The organism is Flavobacterium sp. CHNK8 (assembly GCF_019774515.1).
GTDB classification, from domain to species: Bacteria; Bacteroidota; Bacteroidia; order Flavobacteriales; family Flavobacteriaceae; genus Flavobacterium; species Flavobacterium tiangeerense.
In genome coordinates, this window is sequence record NZ_CP081492.1 from 34,222 (window position 1) to 52,477 (window position 18,256).

General features: G+C 32.9%; 17 protein-coding genes. 4 read left to right on the forward strand and 13 right to left on the reverse strand.

Features of this window, described 5'->3' with window-relative positions; genetic code table 11:
- Window positions 1-674 precede the first annotated feature (674 nt).
- From K5V07_RS00155 to K5V07_RS00165, 3 genes are all read left to right on the forward strand, one after another.
- Complete coding sequence (locus K5V07_RS00155; protein WP_221915882.1) at window positions 675-1,808, forward strand: HlyD family secretion protein; 1,134 nt, start codon at window positions 675-677, stop codon at window positions 1,806-1,808.
- Window positions 1,809-1,895: 87 nt separating this feature from the next.
- On the forward strand, window positions 1,896-4,064 hold the full coding sequence (locus K5V07_RS00160; protein WP_221915883.1) for a peptidase domain-containing ABC transporter: 2,169 nt from the start codon (window positions 1,896-1,898) through the stop codon (window positions 4,062-4,064).
- A gap of 163 nt (window positions 4,065-4,227) precedes the next feature.
- Window positions 4,228-4,479 (forward strand): hypothetical protein, encoded by a 252-nt coding sequence (locus K5V07_RS00165; RefSeq protein WP_221915884.1) that lies wholly within the window; start codon window positions 4,228-4,230, stop codon window positions 4,477-4,479.
- A gap of 59 nt (window positions 4,480-4,538) precedes the next feature.
- Here the strand turns inward: K5V07_RS00165 and atpG are convergent, their stop codons facing one another.
- The 7 genes from atpG to atpB form a co-directional block, all read right to left on the reverse strand.
- Window positions 4,539-5,399 (reverse strand): ATP synthase F1 subunit gamma, encoded by an 861-nt coding sequence (gene atpG, locus K5V07_RS00170; RefSeq protein ID WP_182648737.1) that lies wholly within the window; start codon window positions 5,397-5,399, stop codon window positions 4,539-4,541.
- A gap of 97 nt (window positions 5,400-5,496) precedes the next feature.
- Window positions 5,497-7,074 (reverse strand): F0F1 ATP synthase subunit alpha, encoded by a 1,578-nt coding sequence (gene atpA, locus K5V07_RS00175; protein ID WP_144889987.1) that lies wholly within the window; start codon window positions 7,072-7,074, stop codon window positions 5,497-5,499.
- Between the two features lie 23 nt (window positions 7,075-7,097).
- Window positions 7,098-8,624: a hypothetical protein gene (locus K5V07_RS00180; RefSeq protein WP_221915885.1), complete on the reverse strand. Its 1,527-nt coding sequence runs from the start codon at window positions 8,622-8,624 to the stop codon at window positions 7,098-7,100.
- 9 nt (window positions 8,625-8,633) lie between these two features.
- Entirely contained in the window at window positions 8,634-9,167 is a 534-nt protein-coding gene (gene atpH, locus K5V07_RS00185; RefSeq protein ID WP_221915886.1) for an ATP synthase F1 subunit delta, read from the reverse strand.
- A gap of 4 nt (window positions 9,168-9,171) precedes the next feature.
- Window positions 9,172-9,663 carry a F0F1 ATP synthase subunit B gene (locus K5V07_RS00190; RefSeq protein WP_221915887.1) on the reverse strand — a complete coding sequence of 164 codons (492 nt, stop codon included), beginning with the start codon at window positions 9,661-9,663 and terminating at the stop codon, window positions 9,172-9,174.
- 80 nt (window positions 9,664-9,743) lie between these two features.
- Complete coding sequence (atpE, locus tag K5V07_RS00195; RefSeq protein ID WP_031453874.1) at window positions 9,744-9,944, reverse strand: ATP synthase F0 subunit C; 201 nt, start codon at window positions 9,942-9,944, stop codon at window positions 9,744-9,746.
- 40 nt (window positions 9,945-9,984) lie between these two features.
- Complete coding sequence (gene atpB / locus K5V07_RS00200; protein WP_221915888.1) at window positions 9,985-11,136, reverse strand: F0F1 ATP synthase subunit A; 1,152 nt, start codon at window positions 11,134-11,136, stop codon at window positions 9,985-9,987.
- A 93-nt stretch (window positions 11,137-11,229) separates the two neighbouring features.
- On the opposite strand from atpB, the gene K5V07_RS00205 reads away from it, so the two are divergent.
- The gene (locus K5V07_RS00205) at window positions 11,230-11,472 is read left to right on the forward strand and encodes a hypothetical protein (protein WP_221915889.1); all 243 of its coding nucleotides are present in this window, start codon (window positions 11,230-11,232) and stop codon (window positions 11,470-11,472) included.
- A gap of 175 nt (window positions 11,473-11,647) precedes the next feature.
- On the opposite strand, the gene K5V07_RS00210 is transcribed toward K5V07_RS00205, so the two are convergent.
- The 6 genes from K5V07_RS00210 to K5V07_RS00235 all read right to left on the reverse strand — a co-directional run bounded on the left by K5V07_RS00210 (window position 11,648) and on the right by K5V07_RS00235 (window position 18,249).
- Window positions 11,648-11,887 carry an AtpZ/AtpI family protein gene (locus K5V07_RS00210; RefSeq protein ID WP_086453042.1) on the reverse strand — a complete coding sequence of 80 codons (240 nt, stop codon included), beginning with the start codon at window positions 11,885-11,887 and terminating at the stop codon, window positions 11,648-11,650.
- Entirely contained in the window at window positions 11,856-12,260 is a 405-nt protein-coding gene (locus K5V07_RS00215; RefSeq protein ID WP_086453043.1) for a polymer-forming cytoskeletal protein, read from the reverse strand. The genes K5V07_RS00210 and K5V07_RS00215 overlap by 32 nt, the downstream gene beginning before the upstream one ends.
- Before the next feature lie 3 nt (window positions 12,261-12,263).
- On the reverse strand, window positions 12,264-14,888 hold the full coding sequence (locus K5V07_RS00220; protein ID WP_221915890.1) for a tetratricopeptide repeat protein: 2,625 nt from the start codon (window positions 14,886-14,888) through the stop codon (window positions 12,264-12,266).
- 326 nt (window positions 14,889-15,214) lie between these two features.
- Entirely contained in the window at window positions 15,215-15,910 is a 696-nt protein-coding gene (locus K5V07_RS00225) for an ABC transporter ATP-binding protein (RefSeq protein WP_221915891.1), read from the reverse strand.
- Between the two features lie 114 nt (window positions 15,911-16,024).
- Window positions 16,025-17,494: a DUF5687 family protein gene (locus K5V07_RS00230; protein ID WP_221915892.1), complete on the reverse strand. Its 1,470-nt coding sequence runs from the start codon at window positions 17,492-17,494 to the stop codon at window positions 16,025-16,027.
- Between the two features lie 47 nt (window positions 17,495-17,541).
- Window positions 17,542-18,249 (reverse strand): hypothetical protein, encoded by a 708-nt coding sequence (locus K5V07_RS00235; RefSeq protein WP_221915893.1) that lies wholly within the window; start codon window positions 18,247-18,249, stop codon window positions 17,542-17,544.
- Window positions 18,250-18,256 lie beyond the last annotated feature (7 nt).

An 18,256-nucleotide genomic window follows, 5' to 3' on the forward strand; every position in this document is an offset into this window, starting at 1 on the left:
ATATTAATATTTATTCGTCAGTATTTTGGATTTCAATTGTAACTACTATCAGTGTCTTATATTTAGTAAGAATAAATTATGGCTCGATTTTAAAACTATACAATACTAAAATAAAAACTATTACAATATTTTCGATTTTTCTTTTTGGGCTCATTCATTTAGTAAACATAAAACATTTACATTATGAAATCTCTCCTTTATATTTTTTCTTTATCTTTCCGCAAATAATCATGGGATATTTCATTTCAAATTTAAGATTAAAACTAGGTTTTTTTTGGGGATATGGATTACATGTTATGATTAATACTATATCAATTATTATTCACTAAAATTTTACAAAGGTTTATAATAAAGCTGGATTCTTCAATTTTAATTTACTCTACTCTCCAACAAAGCTATATTTCGCAATAAACAACGTTTATCTTTAATTAAAACTGTCTTCTAACAAGCTTCAAAACTCTAACAATGAATCTATCCAAAAACTTTTATTTATTCTTTGGAATTACCTTTACCCTAAGCTTTATATATTCCTTGTATCAAACCAAAGACACATATGAATTGTTTTCTTTCCCAGTAAATATTTGGGTTTATAGAGGCTATCGGTTATTGATTGCAATGGGATTTATGAAGATATATTTAAATAAGAGAGCAAGCACTGTAAACAAATTAAACTCATGAACTTCAGTTCAGACCCCATCAATACCATAGAAAATCTAATTGCTAAAAACAAAACCAAAAGCCTTTCTATTTACCTAGTAATAGTAATGGCTGTATTGGTTTTTATTGCCTTATTACCAGTAATCAAAATAGACATTAGCAGTCAGAGTCGCGGTATCGTGCGTAGTACTACTGACAATGTTCCAGTAAGTAGCTTAGTGAATGGCAAAGTAACTTTTATAAAAATAAAGAACAACCAAGTAGTGCAACAAGGAGATACCCTGGTTGCCATTACACAAGAAAATTTAAATACCGAGAGAGCTAATAATCAAGTGACTGCGGCTACTATTGAGGATCAAATTCATGATTTAACTCAAGTTACACAAGGCAGGGCTACGGGTTTAAAAACACTTGCTATGCAGCAAGAGTGGCAGAGTTACAATAATAAAAGAGAGGAATTGCAAAGCAAAATTGCACAAGCAAAGATAGTGTATGACCGCAACAAACAGTTGCACGATAAGGGCATAATTGCCAAAGCTGAATTTGAAAAATACAGTTTTGAATATACGTATGCTCAGCAAGCTCTTGCTGGTTTAGAAAAAAACCAACGCAGCCTTTGGCAAAACAGCAAACGAGAGCTACAAATGCAACTTCAAAACCTAAACGGCACCCTAGAAAAAATAAAAGTAGAAGCCCAAAACTATTATATAACAGCGCCATTATCTGGAACTATAGAAAATTTCTCAGGAATTCAAGCTGGTTCTTTCTTGAATGCCGCTCAACCTATTGCCTCTATTTCGGCAATAGATCAATTGATTGTAGAAAGTACTGTTTCACCAAACGACATAGGTTTAATAAGAAAAAATCAAAAGGTAAAATTCCAACTCGATGCTTTCAATTACAACCAATGGGGTTTGCTAGAAGGAAAAGTAATCGATATTGATCGTAACATCACCATACAAGGAGATCAAGCTTTTTTTAAAGTACGCTCTATAATGAATTCCTCTGAAATGCATTTAGAATCGGGTTACAAAACCAAAGTGTCCAAGGGCATGACGTTAACCACGCGATACACCATTGCACGACGCAGTTTATATGATCTACTATTTGACAAGATGGATGATTGGCTCAACCCGAAACAAATTGCATAAAGATCTTAAACTAGTAAAATTTTATAAAACAATTTATACTCTCTGAGAAAAGTCTAATGTCTTTTTTCTTTCATCTATAATCTTATAATGGCTTCAATAAAAATAAAACAACATGATATTAAAGATTGTGGTGCTGCATGTCTCGCTTCAATTGGCAATCATTACAAGGTTAATTTACCCATAGCGCGCATTCGCCAATATGCAAATACCGATAAACGAGGTACCAATGTATTAGGAATCATTGAAGCTGCAGATAAAATGGGCTTCACCGCTAAAGGGGTTAAAGGAGGCTTAGATGCTATTGATAAAATTCCGTTACCTGCTATAGCTCACGTGGTTGTAAAAGAACAATTGCATCATTATGTTGTAGTTTATAAAGTTGAAAAGTCAAAGGTCGAAAGTCAATCCAAGATTACAGCAATGGATCCTGCTTTTGGTAAAATGGAAACCTACACGTATGATGAATTTCAAAAAATTTGGTCAGGAGTACTGATTCTTTTTGCTCCTAATGACGATTTTAAAACCTATAATGAAAAGACATCACCTTTACAACGATTTTGGAATTTGGTACAACCACACAAAATCATTTTAATTCAAGCTCTAGTGGGTGCCATCCTTTTTACTGTTTTAGGATTGGCCATGTCGATTTATATTCAAAAAATTACTGATTACGTATTGGTCGAAGGTAATAGAAACTTGCTGAATTTATTAAGTTTTTCTATGATTGCCATCATAATACTCCAAGCCTATATTGGTTCTAAGAAGAGTATTTTTGTTATGAAAACAGGACAATTAATAGATGCTAAATTAATCTTAGGTTATTACAAACATTTACTGCATTTGCCACAAAGGTTTTTTGACACCATGCAAGTTGGAGAAATCACGTCAAGAATTGGAGATGCTGTGAAGATTAGATCCTTTATAAATGAGGTAGCTATTGAAATGATAGTTAACATTTTTATTGTTATTTTTTCATTCACATTGATGTTTACCTATTATTGGAAACTAGCAATGGTGATCCTACTGGTTATTCCTTTTTACGCACTAATTTATTATCTACTAAACAAATTTAATAAAAAGGTTGAAAGAACCATCATGGAAAATGCTGCTGAACTACAAACACAATTAGTTGAAAGTATTACCCATGTTAGAACAGTTAAAGAATTTGGAATTGAAGAATTTTCAAATTTAAAAACAGAAAACAAGTTTGTTAAATTACTATTCACTGGCTATAAATCCGGACTAAATAGTCTTTTTGCTGGGACTTCAACGCAGTTCTTGGCCTCTATATTTACAGTAATACTTATGTGGATAGGTTCTGGTTATGTAATTGACAGAGCTATAACTCCAGGTGAATTATTTTCATTCTATGCATTAATTGGCTATTTTACCTCACCAGTAGCATCATTAATTGGGATGAATAAAACCGCTCAAAATGCCTTGATTGCTGCAGATCGTCTTTTTGAAATCATGGATTTAGAAAGAGAAGAAACAGAAAATAAAGTAGCATTTTTGAAAGAAAATATTGGAGACATCAAGTTTGAAAATGTAAGTTTTAGATATGGATCTAGAACAGAAGTATTCAAAAATTTTAATGCCGTTTTCAAAAAAAATGAAACCACAGCCATTGTCGGAGAAAGTGGCAGCGGTAAAACTACCTTAATTTCACTTTTGCAAAATCTCTACCCAATAAATGATGGGAAAATATACATAGGAGATCATGATGCTCAATTTATTCATTACCAAAGTTTACGAAATGTTATTGGAGTAATTCCACAACAACTCAATTTATTTTCAGGAACAATAATTGAAAATATCGCGTTAGGAGATTCATTTCCTAACATTCAACGAATATTAGATTTATCCAAACAATTAGCCATAACAGAATTTGTAGAGAAATTACCTAACGGTTTTGAAACACAAATAGGTGAAAATGGTGCCATGTTATCAGGTGGTCAAAAACAACGAATTGCAATTGCCAGAGCACTATACAAAAATCCAGAAATTTTGTTAATGGATGAAGCAACATCATCCTTAGATACTAATTCTGAAAAAGTAGTAAAAGAAGTGATTGATAATTTTAAAGAGCAAGGAAAAACAGTAATTGTGATTGCTCATAGATTGAGCACAATTGCAAATGCCGACACCATTTTGGTAATGGAAAATGGAACAGTCGTAGAAAAAGGAAATCATGAGTCCCTTTTAAAGGAAAAAGGTAAATACTTTGAATTATGGCAAAAGCAAGGTTTGGTTTAATTGCAAATGAAAAATTAATAATTATTAAAATGATCACACTATTACTGAAAATAATCATACTATACTTAAAACTAGTCGTGAATTTTATTACAGAAACTTTAAGCTAATTAACGAATTGGCATACTATTTGAAATATAATTATAGCTATTTCAGTACAAAAAAAATGAAAAAATACATCTACTTTTTGATATGCTTCGCCATATTCACTACAACATCTTACGCCCAAAAAAAAGGTAAAACAGCCTTACCTGAAATAGAAAAAACAGTAAATACAAATCCCTGGCAAAATATAAAAACAGTAAAATATTCTTGGTTAGAGACTATAGATAAAAAACAAATTGACTCCATTATGGGAACGTCCCTAGTCATCACAAGTACAGAAAAACCATTTAAAACATTCAAAAAGAAGAGCTAACCACAAAAAAAAGAGCCAACGTTATGTTGGCTCTTTTTCTATTTGTGTGTAAATAATTACTATCCTTTTAAAGCTTCTGCTCCACCTACAATCTCCAAGATTTCATTGGTAATTGCAGCCTGACGTGCTTTATTATAAGTCAATTTCAATTGATTTCTCAATTCCGTTGCATTATCAGTTGCTTTGTGCATTGCTGTCATACGTGCTCCATGCTCAGAAGCAAAAGAATCACGGATGCCTTTATACAATTGTGTTTTTAATGATTTTGGAATCAAGGTCAAAACAATTTCTTCTTTTGAAGGCTCAAAAATATAATCACCTGGAGCAACAACAACATCTGTTTTCAGAGCTGCTAAAGGCAAGAACTGTTCAGTTTGAACAATTTGTGTAGCAGCATTTTTAAATTGGTTGTAGATCAACTCAATTTTATCATACTCACCAGCAACAAATTTAGCCATCAACTCATCAGCAATCTTTGCAACATTATCAAAAGTAAGATCATCAAAAACAGTACTATAATTTGCAACTACAGGCAAAGTTTTGCTTAAAACGTCATTTCCTTTTTTACCTATTGCAAAAACATCAACTTGTTTTCCTGCATAAAATTCAGAACGACTTTTAGCTTCTTTTATAGCATTGGTGTTAAAAGCTCCAGCTAAACCTCTATTTGAAGTTACTACAACTAATAATACTTTTTTAATGTCGCGTTGTGTGGTATATTCACCACCAGCATCACCTTCTAATGTAGCAGAAAGATTTTGTAGCAGTTCTGTCAATTTTTCGGCATAAGGGCGCATAGCTGTGATTGCATCTTGTGCTTTCTTTAGCTTTGCTGCAGAAACCATTTTCATTGCCGATGTTATTTGCATCGTCGATGAAACGGAAGTAATTCTATTACGGATTTCCTTTAAATTTGCCATTATTTTTAGTCTAATGTCTTAAAGTTATAAAGTCTAAAGTCATATAAAACAGATTGACTGAATTTAAGACTTTGGACTTTACAACTTTTGACTAGTTTTAGTTATATTTTGCTGATAATTCTTTTGCAACAGTTTCAATTACATCTGTAATTTCGTCAGTCAATTTCCCTGCTTTCAACGCATCAAGAGTTCCTCTGTGTTTAGCGTTTAAGAATTCTAAGAAATCTTTCTCAAATTCTCTAACTTTAGAAACAGGTACGTTTTTCAACAAGTTTTTTGATCCTGCATAAATAATAGCAACTTGATCTTCTACAGTATAAGGATCATTCAAACCTTGTTTCAAGATTTCAACGTTTCTTTTTCCTTTTTCAATTACGTTTAAAGTAACAGCATCAAGATCAGAACCAAATTTAGCAAACGCTTCCAATTCACGGAATTGTGCTTGGTCTAACTTTAATGTACCCGCAACTTTTTTCATTGATTTAATTTGTGCATTTCCTCCAACACGAGATACCGAGATACCTACGTTAATCGCTGGACGAACCCCAGAGTTAAACAAATCTCCATCTAAGAAAATTTGACCATCAGTAATCGAAATTACGTTTGTTGGGATATATGCAGAAACGTCACCAGCTTGAGTTTCAATAATTGGTAAAGCAGTTAATGAACCACCACCTTTTACAATTGATTTCAATGAATCTGGTAAATCATTCATGTTTTTAGCAATTCCATCATCAGCAATTACTTTACAAGCACGCTCTAATAAACGACTGTGTAAGTAAAAAACGTCTCCAGGATAAGCCTCACGTCCCGGTGGTCTTCTTAATAAAAGAGAAACCTCACGGTAAGCAACAGCTTGTTTAGACAAATCATCATAAACAATTAAAGCTGGACGACCTGAATCTCTAAAATATTCCCCAATAGCAGCACCTGCAAATGGAGCATAAACTTGCATTGGAGCTGGATCAGATGCATTTGCAGCAACGATCACTGTATACGCCATTGCACCTTTCTCTTCTAACATTTTAGCAATTCCTGCTACAGTAGAAGCTTTTTGTCCAATAGCTACGTAGATACAAAATACCGGTTTCCCAGCATCGTAAAATTCTTTTTGATTTAAGATGGTGTCAATACAAACAGTTGATTTACCTGTTTGACGGTCACCAATAACTAGCTCACGTTGTCCACGACCTACTGGGATCATTGCATCAACTGCTTTGATACCTGTTTGTAATGGCTCAGTAACTGGCTGACGGAAGATAACTCCAGGAGCTTTTCTTTCTAATGGCATTTCATATAAATCACCACCTATTGGTCCTTTTCCATCAATAGGAAATCCTAGTGTATTTACAACACGACCTACCATTTGTTCTCCTACTTTAAGAGAAGCAATACGTTGTGTTCTTTTTGCAGTAGATCCTTCTTTGATTCCTGTAGATGGTCCTAAAAGTACCACACCCACATTGTCTTCTTCAAGGTTTAATACAATAGCTTCAAGTCCGTTTTCAAATTCAACTAACTCACCATATTGCACATTTGAAAGCCCGTAAATACGAGCAATACCGTCTCCAACTTGAAGTACAGTTCCTACTTCCTCTAGTGTAGCACCAGATTCAAAACCTTCTACTTGCTTTCTTAATATTGCTGAAATTTCAGCAGGTTTAATTTCCGCCATAATAATTATTTTTACCTATTTTTTTATATTGATTTAGAATATAAATCAACTAAATCTTTTAAACCATTAACATTACTGTAATCAATTTTTTCTATGTCACTACTAGATACAGAACCTCCGATATACTCTTTTAATTTAGCAAAAAACTTCTCTTCTTTACCTTTTTTGATAAGGATTTGAAACCCTTTTTCTTGTGATGGTATTTTAATTACATAAGAATTTGAAGGTATGTCTTGGTAAATACTCATCTTATCTGTAATTTGTACTTCTTTAAAATATTTCCATGAAGCAGAAGCTAATGAAAGTCCAGCCATGGCACCTAAATCAAGAGCAGAATTATCTTTTGGTACAGCAACCTCTTCAACTTTAGCTAATAAAGCTCTATACTTTGTATCAGAGTTGTCATCATTTACAATACTAAAAAGGACATTCTCTTTTGCTTTAAAACTGTAATATTTAAAATCACCTTTTTCATTTTTAGCTACCACTTTTAATATTTTCCCAACGCCATCTAAATCGACCATGCCGTTAGAAGAATTAGGAATTACAATTTTTTCAAAATCAATCGAAAGTACACCTTCTAATTTTTCCCCTTTTTGATCAATTACATACCCTTTCTTGTCATAAATATTAGATGAGTTTAATTTAGCAGCGTCTAATTTAGCAGTTTTATCAGCTTCTCTTGCCTTTAAAAGAACTTCGGCCTCCATTAGCGTCATGTATTTTTGACCATTAACGTATGATAAATCAACTAATTCTTTTACAAAACTTTCAGAAGAAGCCAAATCCGCATTATTGATTTTAGCAGTTGGAACATAAGTAAAAGTTTTATCAGATTCAACTAATGCTACAACCATTTTACCGCCTCTCTCAACAGCTTGAACTAATACTCTACCACTTAAAGATGCGATTTCAACATTTAAAACAGGATATGGAGAACTATTTTGTTTCATAGAAACATCATATTTCGCAACCACTTTTGACATAAACTCTTTGTTTTGTTCTTGGGTGTATCTATCTGTAAAAGCATCTGCAGGTACAACACCAGAAAAAATCAATTTATCTCTACGAAAAACTTGATAGTTCATTGTCGCTAAGTCTTTTTCTAAACCCTTAGCAGATTCCTTCAGTTTTTCAATCTCTGCTGAAATACTTGGACGCTCTTCAGCAAAAAAAACATCAAGATTCTCTACACCATTAGACGTTATGATATTGTACTTTTTGGCAAGGATTTCTGCAACAGCCTTTTTGTAATTTAATGTAAAAGACATTAGAGCAAAATCTACTTCTGCAGTTTTTGTACCATCTAAATTTGTAACAACTAACCAACTTTTAGAATTTTGGGCATCAATTTTATGTGTCTTCAAAGTTGCAATGATAGCATTGGCATTATTAATTGAAGTATATTTAAATTGCGTACCTGCTTTGTCCTTTTCAACTTTCGCTACAGCAACATTATCAAATAAAATCTGATCATCATCTTCTTTTATTTTCTGACCAAAAGAAAATAACGATGTACTTAAGATAAATAAAAATAGAATTTTTTTCATTGTTAGAATTTAGTTACTTAATTCTCTTTTTAAAACTTGTAATCTGTTTGCAACAGAAGCATTGTACTGCTTGTCACCTATTCTAATAATAAAACCTCCTATAATAGCAGGATCTACCGTATTGATAATTGTAATTTTCTTGTCAGACAAAGTAGCTATTTTAGCTAAAACTTTGGCCTCTAAAGCTTCATCCATAGGAACAGCAGTAGTAACAGTTGCTACTTCAACTCCGTTCATTGTGTCAAACAAACTATTGTATTCTGATGCAATAGCACCTAGAATTTCAAATCTTTTGTTTTCAAATAACAAATGAAATAAACTTTTAGTCACAGAATTTGCATCAGCAAAAACCTCTAGTAAAGCACTTTGTTTTTGATCAACTTTTAAAGTTGGATTTTCAATAAAGTTTTTCAATTCTAGATTTTCTGTAACAGTCAATGCAATAGTTTTCATATCTGCATTAACAGCATCAGCCACACCTTTTGACTGTGCGATTTCTAAAATTGCTTTCGCATAACGAATTGCTGCTCTAGTTCCTGACATAATGTTAGTTTAATTTAACGTCTCCTAACATGTTCTCAACTAGTTTAGTTTGAGCCTCTTTGTTAGATAATTCGCTTTTTAATAATTTCTCTGCAATGTCCAAAGATAATGTAGAAACATGAGATTTCAATTCAGCCATTGCTGCATTTTTTTCTGCTGCAATAGCAACTTTTGCTTGCTCAATCATTCTAGCCCCTTCTGCTTGCGCATCAGCTTTAGAATCAGCAATCATTTTCTCTCTCATTTCACGTGCTTCTTTTAACATAGCATCACGCTCTAAACGCGCTTCTTGTAAAATACGCTCATTACTAGCAGTAAGATTTCTCATTTCAAGACGAGCTGACTCAGCAGATGCTAATGCATTGTTGATAGAGTCCTCACGACTTTTTACCGCTCCTAAAATAGGACCCCAAGCAAATTTTTTGAGTAGTAAAAAGAAAACTACAAAAATTATTGTTGTCCAAAATATTAAACTCTCTGGTGAACCTAATTTCATATTCTTATATATTTGATAAAATTATTTTTCAATAAAAAAACTTCCTGTAGCCAACCGCTACAGGAAATTTTAGATTTCAATTATTTTGCGATTAACGCAACTACTACTGCGAAAAGTGCAACACCCTCAATAAGTGCAGCAGCGATAATCATAGCAGTTTGGATTTTTCCAGCAGCTTCTGGCTGACGAGCGATAGCATCCATTGCAGATCCACCAATTTTTCCAATTCCTAGACCTGCTCCGATTACTGCTAATCCAGCTCCAATTCCAGCTAATACCATAATAGTAAATTTATATAGTTAATAATTAATAAAACTCAAATTAATGATGGTCGTGCTCAGCAACAGCTTGACCAATAAACAATGCTGACAACAAAGTAAATACATACGCTTGCAATGCAGCAACTAACATTTCTAAAACACTCATGAATAATACAAAAGCTCCAGATATAGGTGATACCCAAACCGTTTCAAAAATAAATATCAATGAAATTAAACTCAAGATGATAATATGCCCTGCAGTTATGTTAGCAAACAAACGAATCATCAACGCGAAAGGTTTTGTCAACATACCAATGATTTCTACAGGAATCATAATAGGATATAATGCTTTAGGTACTGGTGGCGTTAATATGTGTCCCCAATAATCTTTATTACCACTTAATGTTGTTACTATAAAGGTGATAAATGCTAATACAAAAGTAAAATAGATATTACCAGTTAAGTTAGAGCTAAATGGAAAAAACGGAATTAAACCTATTAAGTTATTGATCCATATAAAAAAGAAGATGGTCAATAAATAAGGCATGAACTTCGCATATTTTTTTGTTCCAATATTAGGAATTGCAATTTCATCTCTCACATAAGTTACAAGTGGCTCTAAGAAACCAGCAATCCCTTTTGGTGCCATTTGGTTTTTATTGTAAGAACGTGCCACTATTAAAAATAAAATAAACAAAACTATAGCCGACATCAACATTGAAAAAACATTCTTAGTGATTGAAAAATCAAGCGGTCTAGCATCAAATTCAAAACCACCTAATTCTTTTTGCGCTTCGGTAAGTGTTTCAAATTTATCTGCATAATAAATCACTTCTTCATGACGTACCAGTTTTTGACCGTTTACATCAATTATATGGTGTCCATCATTATCATGGTGAAACTGCTCTGATGAAAAAATTTCTAAACCATTATTAGTCCATAAAATTACAGGCAAGTAAAATGTTATAGGATGACCATTCCAATCAGCAATATGAAATTCATGAGAATCCCCAATGTGATCATTAATAAGCTCTGTAGCATTAAATTCTTTTTTCTCAGAATGACCCGATTCTCCATGTGGCGCTGCAAGTGTAGCTGCACTTTCAGTATGGTTTTGAAGACTATCCGCGCTTTCATTTGCGAAAGTAACCAATGGCATACACGCTAGAAAAGTTACTAACAGGAATTGAAGTGATTTTTTTGAAATTACCATTATTAATTGAGTATCTGATTTAACGTTTTTAAAATTTTTTGCAAAGGTACATATTTAATTGAAAATTGAAAATTATAATGATGATTTTAAAAAATGAATTTTACAATCGCATTGCATTATTTTCAAGTAACTTATCTTTTATTTATCAATCGTATTGAAAATACAGTTTCAAAAAACAAAAATAGGAAATACGGGATAAAGAATGCAGCGATATCTAAATTAGATTCTCTCCCCTCTGCTTGTATCAAAGGAATTAAAAAAACTACCGAAGCCATCATTTTAAAAAACGTAATCCCCATAAAAGCAAACCCTGTATATTCTGGCAATTTTGAATGAACAAAAAGTAGTATTATATATAGGAGTAATGATGATATAAATTGAAATAAATAAATACTCCAAGTTGTGTAAAAAAAATCGTGTTGAGATCCTAAAGCCGTTGTTGCATATTGCTGTGCAAAATACAATAGTAAGGTAAAGGGTATACAATATTTTAAAAACGTAATTAATTTGCTCATTTATTATTTTTATTAATGTTGTTCACCTGACGTATGACATTATATAGCCCAACAAAAACAGAAAATAAGGATAAGCCAATGGTAAACCAAGGGGTTGTTCCATGAGTATATTTTCCGTCCAGCCATATTCCTAAATAAGTGAATAAAAAAATGACAATCCCCATTTGAAAAGGGATTCCCATAAATAAAAGCCACTTATTAACATTACTGTTTTTTGGTTCCTTTTTCACTGTCATTTGGTGTTTGACTTGTATTCATCATTTTCATGGTACAAGTAGCCGTAAAATCAGCTCCGGGTTCTACAGAAAGTTTTCCCACAAGAACTTCACCATTAATACGTGCGGTTGCTTTAATGTTTAAAAGTTCGGTTACTTGAATTTTACCTTCAAATTTTCCTTCTATATCAGCACTTTTACAAATTATGTCTCCTTTAACACTACCCAAGGGACCAATAACAATCTTACCCTCTGAATGAAAATTTCCAATTAAATTTCCATCTAGTCTAAAATCAGCCTTAGAGGATATGTCTCCAGTGATTGTTGTAGCTTCTACAATTCTATTTGTTTTACCTAAAAGATCAGTGTATGGTTTTTGCTTTTTATCAAACATAGTTTATTTTTTTAGACCTAGATAAGCCTCAAGATTTTTTTTAATTTGAATTACTTTATAATTATCATTGCTAATCACAATGGCATTTGGCACATTCCCAGTAGGTTTTAATGCTAGTATTTTTGTTGTGATGTTCGTTGCAAATACACTAGAATTAAATCCGTGGATTGTGATGAAATTTTCTTTTTCATTATACACATCAAATGAGAAAGACAATTCAGTTAGATCGTTATCTTTTATAAATTTGGTTAATTTATCTGTTAAGAGTTTAGTGGCTTCGGCATCTTTTTTCCCTACGGTGTACAATACTTTCCACTTACCGCTTTCTGTTGTCTTGAAATCTATTTTTTCTAAAAATGGAATTTGCTCTTTTAAGGTAAGCACTGCACTCTTACCTTCTTCGCTATTTGGATAATTATCAGCAACATCTTGCAACGCATTTTTAAAAGCCGTTACTCCTCTTAGTTTACCTATGGTATTGGCCTTAAGCAATTCAAATTTTGACACTATAGCATCACCTGAAAATTGTGTAATTAATGGGTCTATGTTTTCTAATACTGTTACGTACTCTTCACTTTGGAAAATTCTATACCATTTGTTATACGTTGTTTCTGGAGTTTCTTCTACAGCTACCGAACTTGAGCTGGTATTGCTTATAATTTGAGTATAGCGCGAATTAGGGAATTGAATTTCTATTTTTTGTTTTATAGCTGTTGCTTTACTCACATCGGTAATTTGGTACAATTTATACAAATTATACAAGGTAGGTAATACTAGTTTTTCCTCAGGATTATTTAAAAGTAATTTCTCTAACTTGGCTATAGCCAATTGATTTTCTTTGAATTTTTCTTTGTAGATTATTCCTAATTGATAATATGCCTCATTTCGGTCTTTATTTAACTTATCCAAGTCGGCTTGTTCAGTAGGCAATTTCTTGATGTAAAAATCAGTAGTGAATTGCTCCGCAACGGCTGTAGTTGTTTCTCCTGCTGCGCTTGTAAGTGGCGAATTAGTATCACCGTTTGCTGAACTTGCATTTGAGGTAGCTTTTACGATTCTCCAATTGCCTATGGCTTCTCTATCACCCCAATTTTTTTTAAATTCTACTTTTCCAAAAGCTACTGTATTGGGATTGTAAAAATAAAAGGTGCTGAGCGCTTGTTGTGAAATAGGTGCATTCCCTGATGGCGGAAGCATAGCGTTTCTTCCTCCAGGGAGAACTGGGCTTAAATTTGTAGCTGGATCTGGTGAATTAATCGATGAATTTGCCGCTATATTGTCAGCAATGCGTTTGTTTTTTTCTTCTAGTATTCGTTTTTGTTCTTCTTTTTCTTTGAGTACCGCAATGTGTTTTTCATAATATGCAATTCTATCTGGTGTACTCATGGCTACCACCCGCAGGATACTGTCATTTCTATTGGCAATGGTTTCATATAAAATAACCTCATCAAGATCTGTTCTAATTTTCTTGATTTTTGCAAACTCTCTAGTCTTATCATTAAGTTTTACCAATGTACTATCATAATACTTAGCTGCAATAGGATATTTTGTATTTCTAAAATACATATTACCCAGATTTCTATAGTTTGAAGCTACTAGGTAAGGATCTTTAGAATTTGATTTTAAGGATTCATTATACAACGCAACTGCTTGTTCTTGGTTGTTTTGCTTGTCATGAAATAAAGCCATTTGATGAAAAATCAAATCTTTAAATGGGCGGTTTTCTCGGTCATTTATTAATTTGTCAAAGGTTTTAGTGAACAATGCCACATCTCCTTTTTGATAATCAAAAAGCGTTGCTTTTTTTGCTTGTGTTTGAATGACAAACTTGCGCTCCGCTTTTCTGTTCATGTCAATGACTGTTTGGTACATTGCTACGGCACTATCTTTATGTCCTAACTCTTGATACAACTGCGCTAAGACAAAACGATATCTTGCTCTTTCTTGGTTTATTTTTGTAAAATCTATGGCTAATTTTAATTTGGCCACAGCACTGTCTTTTTGTTCTAAGTTTAAAAAAGAAGAAGCCAAAAGCGCATTTGCATCGGCAAAAACTTGTTTTTTTACTTCATGGTCTTCTAATAACTTACTAATATTCTTGATAACGAGCGGGTCATTGCCCAAACGCATATTGGTTTTTTCACGCCAAATCTTAGCTTCGTAAATTTTACTACTGTTAGGATATTTGTAAAGAATGTAATTGAATGCATCAAGAGCTGGTATAAACCTTTGATCATAATATCTGGCTTTTCCTAGCATGAGGTACGCCTCATCTATTTGCATGTTTTTTTCTCGGCCGTTAATGTTCATGGAGTGTTTTTGAATGGCCTTAGTCGCTTTGGTTTCGGCCAATTCAAAATCAGGGTTTTTAGCTTTGTTTGACGCTGAAAACTCCTCGGAAATTTGCATTTTTTCTATGGGTAGAATATTCCAAAAATTATCATCGCTGTTGTCGTTAACGGTTTTTATTCCTTTGTCTAATGCTATTTGTCCGTTGTAAAGGATGTTGTATTCAGTACTTAAGGCATGGGAATTTCTAGAAATGAAGGTATCTTTTTTTGTAGAACAAGCTACAAAAAAAGTAAGAAGTAACCCGACAGATAATGTTTTAAATATATTGATTTTCAATGGAAAACGTTTTTATCAATTAACTATGAAATACACCTTTTAGTATATGAACTTGTAAAAATACATTTCTTTTTGATAACGTGAAAATTATGACGCTTTATTTGAACTTTACTCGAGTGCGTAAGGGATTGCAGCGGCATCCTTTATTTTTTTTCTTTAAAAAAATAAAGATAGAGCGAAAAGCCCGACCCGAGGTCTCTTTTTACTGAACGAGACTGAGGGTTACGCCCAAAAGAAAACGCTAATTCATTTAGTAGATACAAACCTTGGAGCCTCTCTTAAGCGAATTAGCGTTGTCTATTTTATTTTGAACTGTTGTGCTGAATTTATACGGCAAAAAACTGCTCTAATTCTTGTAAGGTTTCTGGCGATGTTTGAATGTCTTTGACCACGTTTCCTTTGTGCATGGCTACAATCCTGTCACTAACCTCAACGGTATGTTGCAAATCATGGCTTGAAACAAGCACGGTCACGTTAGGATCATCGGCTAGATCTTTGATGATTTTTTTCAATCGGAATTGTGTGGTTGGGTCTAAATTAGCAAATGGTTCGTCTAGAATCACTACTTCGGGACTACCAATAAGAGTGGCAATGATCCCTACTTTTTTCTGATTTCCTTTTGATAAATCGCGTAAATATTTTTTGTTTTTAAGGATTTCGCCGTTGAAAAATTCTTCGTGTTTGGCGAGTAAAGCATCAACATCGGCTTTGTTTTGACCGCGTAAATCGCCAATGAAATAAAAATATTCTTCGGGAGTTAGGTATCCTATCAAGAAACTTTCGTCTAGGAACGATGCTGTAAAAGGTTTCCAGGCTTCGCTGGTATTGACTTGTACGCCATGGTTGATGATGTTTCCTGATGAGGGCTGGATTAAATCTAAAAGCAGACTGAAAAAAGTGGTTTTTCCAGCGCCGTTGTTACCTACTAAGCCAAAGCTTTCGCCTTTTTTTATTTCTAATGAGTCTATTTTTAATACGGTTGTTCCGTTATATGTTTTTGATAAGTTGTTTACTTGTATCATTTTTTGAAGTTTTATAGGTTGGTTTGTTGTTGCTTGAATTGCTTAATCTATTTTTTAAACCATTAAGGGATTAAGAAAATTAAGCACCATTGCATTAAATTATCTTTATGAATCTTATCCTTTTTGTTTGTAAGCCGCTATGGTAGCGTATTTTTCTGATTTATATGTTTTTTCAATCAATGAAAATGCTTTTTCTTTGAATGCAAAACCTATTACACCTAGGGCTGCTACTAGCGCTAAACCTATAGTTGGACTGCCATATTTAGACCCAAGCCAATACAATAATACAGGTAATCCTAATTGTGGTATGGAGATGAGCATGGTTTTTACATTGAAGGCTTTTTTATCTCCAAAGGCACCTTTTCCTGAACTTAAATCAATAGGTGTTTTAGTGTACGCTCCTCCTAATAATACAAGATGTGAGTTGACACCAATGTTATAAATGGCACCCACAATGATGGTTAAGTAAACTTGTACACCAAAATAAAGATAGAACGAAGCAATAATTGTAGTAACAATGGTAGCAATTACCATTAACCACCATTTTGAACTCAAATAGCCTTTGTACGGAATATTTTGTGTCATCATGAGCTGGTAATACGAGCTATCCCAACTCGGCACAAATTGTCCGAAAGTAATTAAGAATCCACCCGAAACAAATATTCCTGCAAAAATATGCATCGTAGGATTGTTGTACATCGGAATTCCATTGGTAAAGAAAAGCAAACCGTAAAAAAGAAACATAATACTCATTCCTACCGTAGTTTTAGAACGTTTGTTTCTTTTAATTAATTTGATGTCGTTTTTCAAGAAAGTTCCAATGGCTCCAAATTGGTTCAGCCAAGTTAATTCTTCTGTTTTAGCCTCATCGTGTTTGCTGGACAAACCTGCGTCTAGGTACAAGTTCTTTTTGAAATATTGAAAGGTTACATAATACAAAACAACTAGTGCCACCACTGGTATTAAGAACGCCCAATAGGTATTGAAAAGCGCATTAAAAAACGGAGCTACATATGCTGTAATATCAAATATTCCATAGTAATGCAATCCTCCTAAAACGGCTGTTGTTCCTAAAAATATGGCAAATAAATTATCTTTATTGCTCAACAATATGTTGATGAAATTATTACAGTAGAATAAAGAATAAATGGCCAAGAACCAAAAAACAACTGATGCAGGATCATATCCTTCTATAAGTAATACTACACTAAAAGGAATTAAAAAGAATGCATGAATAATGTTGAAAAAAGATAAAATAGTTTTTCCTAGTGAAAAATGAACAATGGTTGATTTATTGATGGGAAAAATTAATAAGGGACGAATGTTAAGCACTGGAATTTTTTGAAGCATCAATCGGATAATTAAATCCGTGATTACATAGTAAAAAAGGAACTGATTTACCGCTACTACAGGATCTAGTTTCATTTTCTTCAGGATATAAAATGCTCCCACACCTATTCCCAAGAAAATTAAAATAAAATAAGCGGCAAAAAATCCGATCACGATTTTTAGTGCAAGATTTGTGGCAAAAGATGCCGACCGAGTAAAGGACTTCCATTCAAGAAAAAGGAATTTTGAAATCATAGTTTGGTTTTTTGGTTTGTTAGTAAGTAGATCGAAATTAAAAAATGTTACAATTTTTCGTATTTATATTCTGGATAGGTTTGTTCTAGATAGATTTGTGTTTTGGGTGGGATTACCTTAAAAATGATGAAAAGAGTTACAGATAACAACACTAAAACCAAGCTTATTACTAGTAAAAAATAATCATTAGTTACGTAACTATCAATACGATTGTATATTTGTAACAATACATTAAAAGGTAAAAGTATGGCGCCAGAGAAAGCGCCGTATTGATTGATAATTTCTTCAAACAACCATCTTTTTTCTTGCGATTTCTTTTTTTTATTTCTTAGCCTCTGTGATTTAATCATCTCATAAAGTGTAAAACCAAACAGTGAAAGATATAAACCAATGATAGTCCACTCTTGATAGGTACTTGCTTTTAAAATGATAAATAATAAAAAAGTCATTGCAAGAGTTAAAACAATTTTAGGAATACCAAAATACTCTTTGAAGTGCTCCCAAACCAGACTATTGTATTTTTTTCCCAAAGCAGCTTGGCGACTTTCTACAACATCCATAAATCCAAAAACCCCAAATTTCTTGAATTCTTTATTCAAGACTTCGTCAAAAGTCAATTTAGGATTTTGTTGCCATTCGATTTCGATAGCGTTTGCCAAATGATCTACTAATTCTGTTTGCAAATCATAGTATTCCACATAATGTTGGCGGGTAAAAAGATAAAGTTGGTTTATTTGTTCGGTGGTTAATTTCATAAAATAA

Coding starts and splice junctions, on each gene's coding strand:
- K5V07_RS00190 (WP_221915887.1), bottom strand. CDS start 9,663: ATGAAATTAGGTTCACCAGAGAGTTTAATATTTTGGACAACAATAATT.
- K5V07_RS00160 (WP_221915883.1), top strand. CDS start 1,896: ATGGCTTCAATAAAAATAAAACAACATGATATTAAAGATTGTGGTGCT.
- K5V07_RS00235 (WP_221915893.1), bottom strand. CDS start 18,249: ATGAAATTAACCACCGAACAAATAAACCAACTTTATCTTTTTACCCGC.
- K5V07_RS00210 (WP_086453042.1), bottom strand. CDS start 11,887: ATGACAGTGAAAAAGGAACCAAAAAACAGTAATGTTAATAAGTGGCTT.
- atpH (WP_221915886.1), bottom strand. CDS start 9,167: ATGTCAGGAACTAGAGCAGCAATTCGTTATGCGAAAGCAATTTTAGAA.
- K5V07_RS00230 (WP_221915892.1), bottom strand. CDS start 17,494: ATGATTTCAAAATTCCTTTTTCTTGAATGGAAGTCCTTTACTCGGTCG.
- atpE (WP_031453874.1), bottom strand. CDS start 9,944: ATGGTATTAGCTGGAATTGGAGCTGGATTAGCAGTAATCGGAGCAGGT.
- K5V07_RS00180 (WP_221915885.1), bottom strand. CDS start 8,624: ATGAAAAAAATTCTATTTTTATTTATCTTAAGTACATCGTTATTTTCT.
- atpG (WP_182648737.1), bottom strand. CDS start 5,399: ATGGCAAATTTAAAGGAAATCCGTAATAGAATTACTTCCGTTTCATCG.
- K5V07_RS00165 (WP_221915884.1), top strand. CDS start 4,228: ATGAAAAAATACATCTACTTTTTGATATGCTTCGCCATATTCACTACA.
- K5V07_RS00155 (WP_221915882.1), top strand. CDS start 675: ATGAACTTCAGTTCAGACCCCATCAATACCATAGAAAATCTAATTGCT.
- atpB (WP_221915888.1), bottom strand. CDS start 11,136: ATGGTAATTTCAAAAAAATCACTTCAATTCCTGTTAGTAACTTTTCTA.
- K5V07_RS00215 (WP_086453043.1), bottom strand. CDS start 12,260: ATGTTTGATAAAAAGCAAAAACCATACACTGATCTTTTAGGTAAAACA.
- K5V07_RS00205 (WP_221915889.1), top strand. CDS start 11,230: ATGAATTTTACAATCGCATTGCATTATTTTCAAGTAACTTATCTTTTA.
- atpA (WP_144889987.1), bottom strand. CDS start 7,074: ATGGCGGAAATTAAACCTGCTGAAATTTCAGCAATATTAAGAAAGCAA.
- K5V07_RS00225 (WP_221915891.1), bottom strand. CDS start 15,910: ATGATACAAGTAAACAACTTATCAAAAACATATAACGGAACAACCGTA.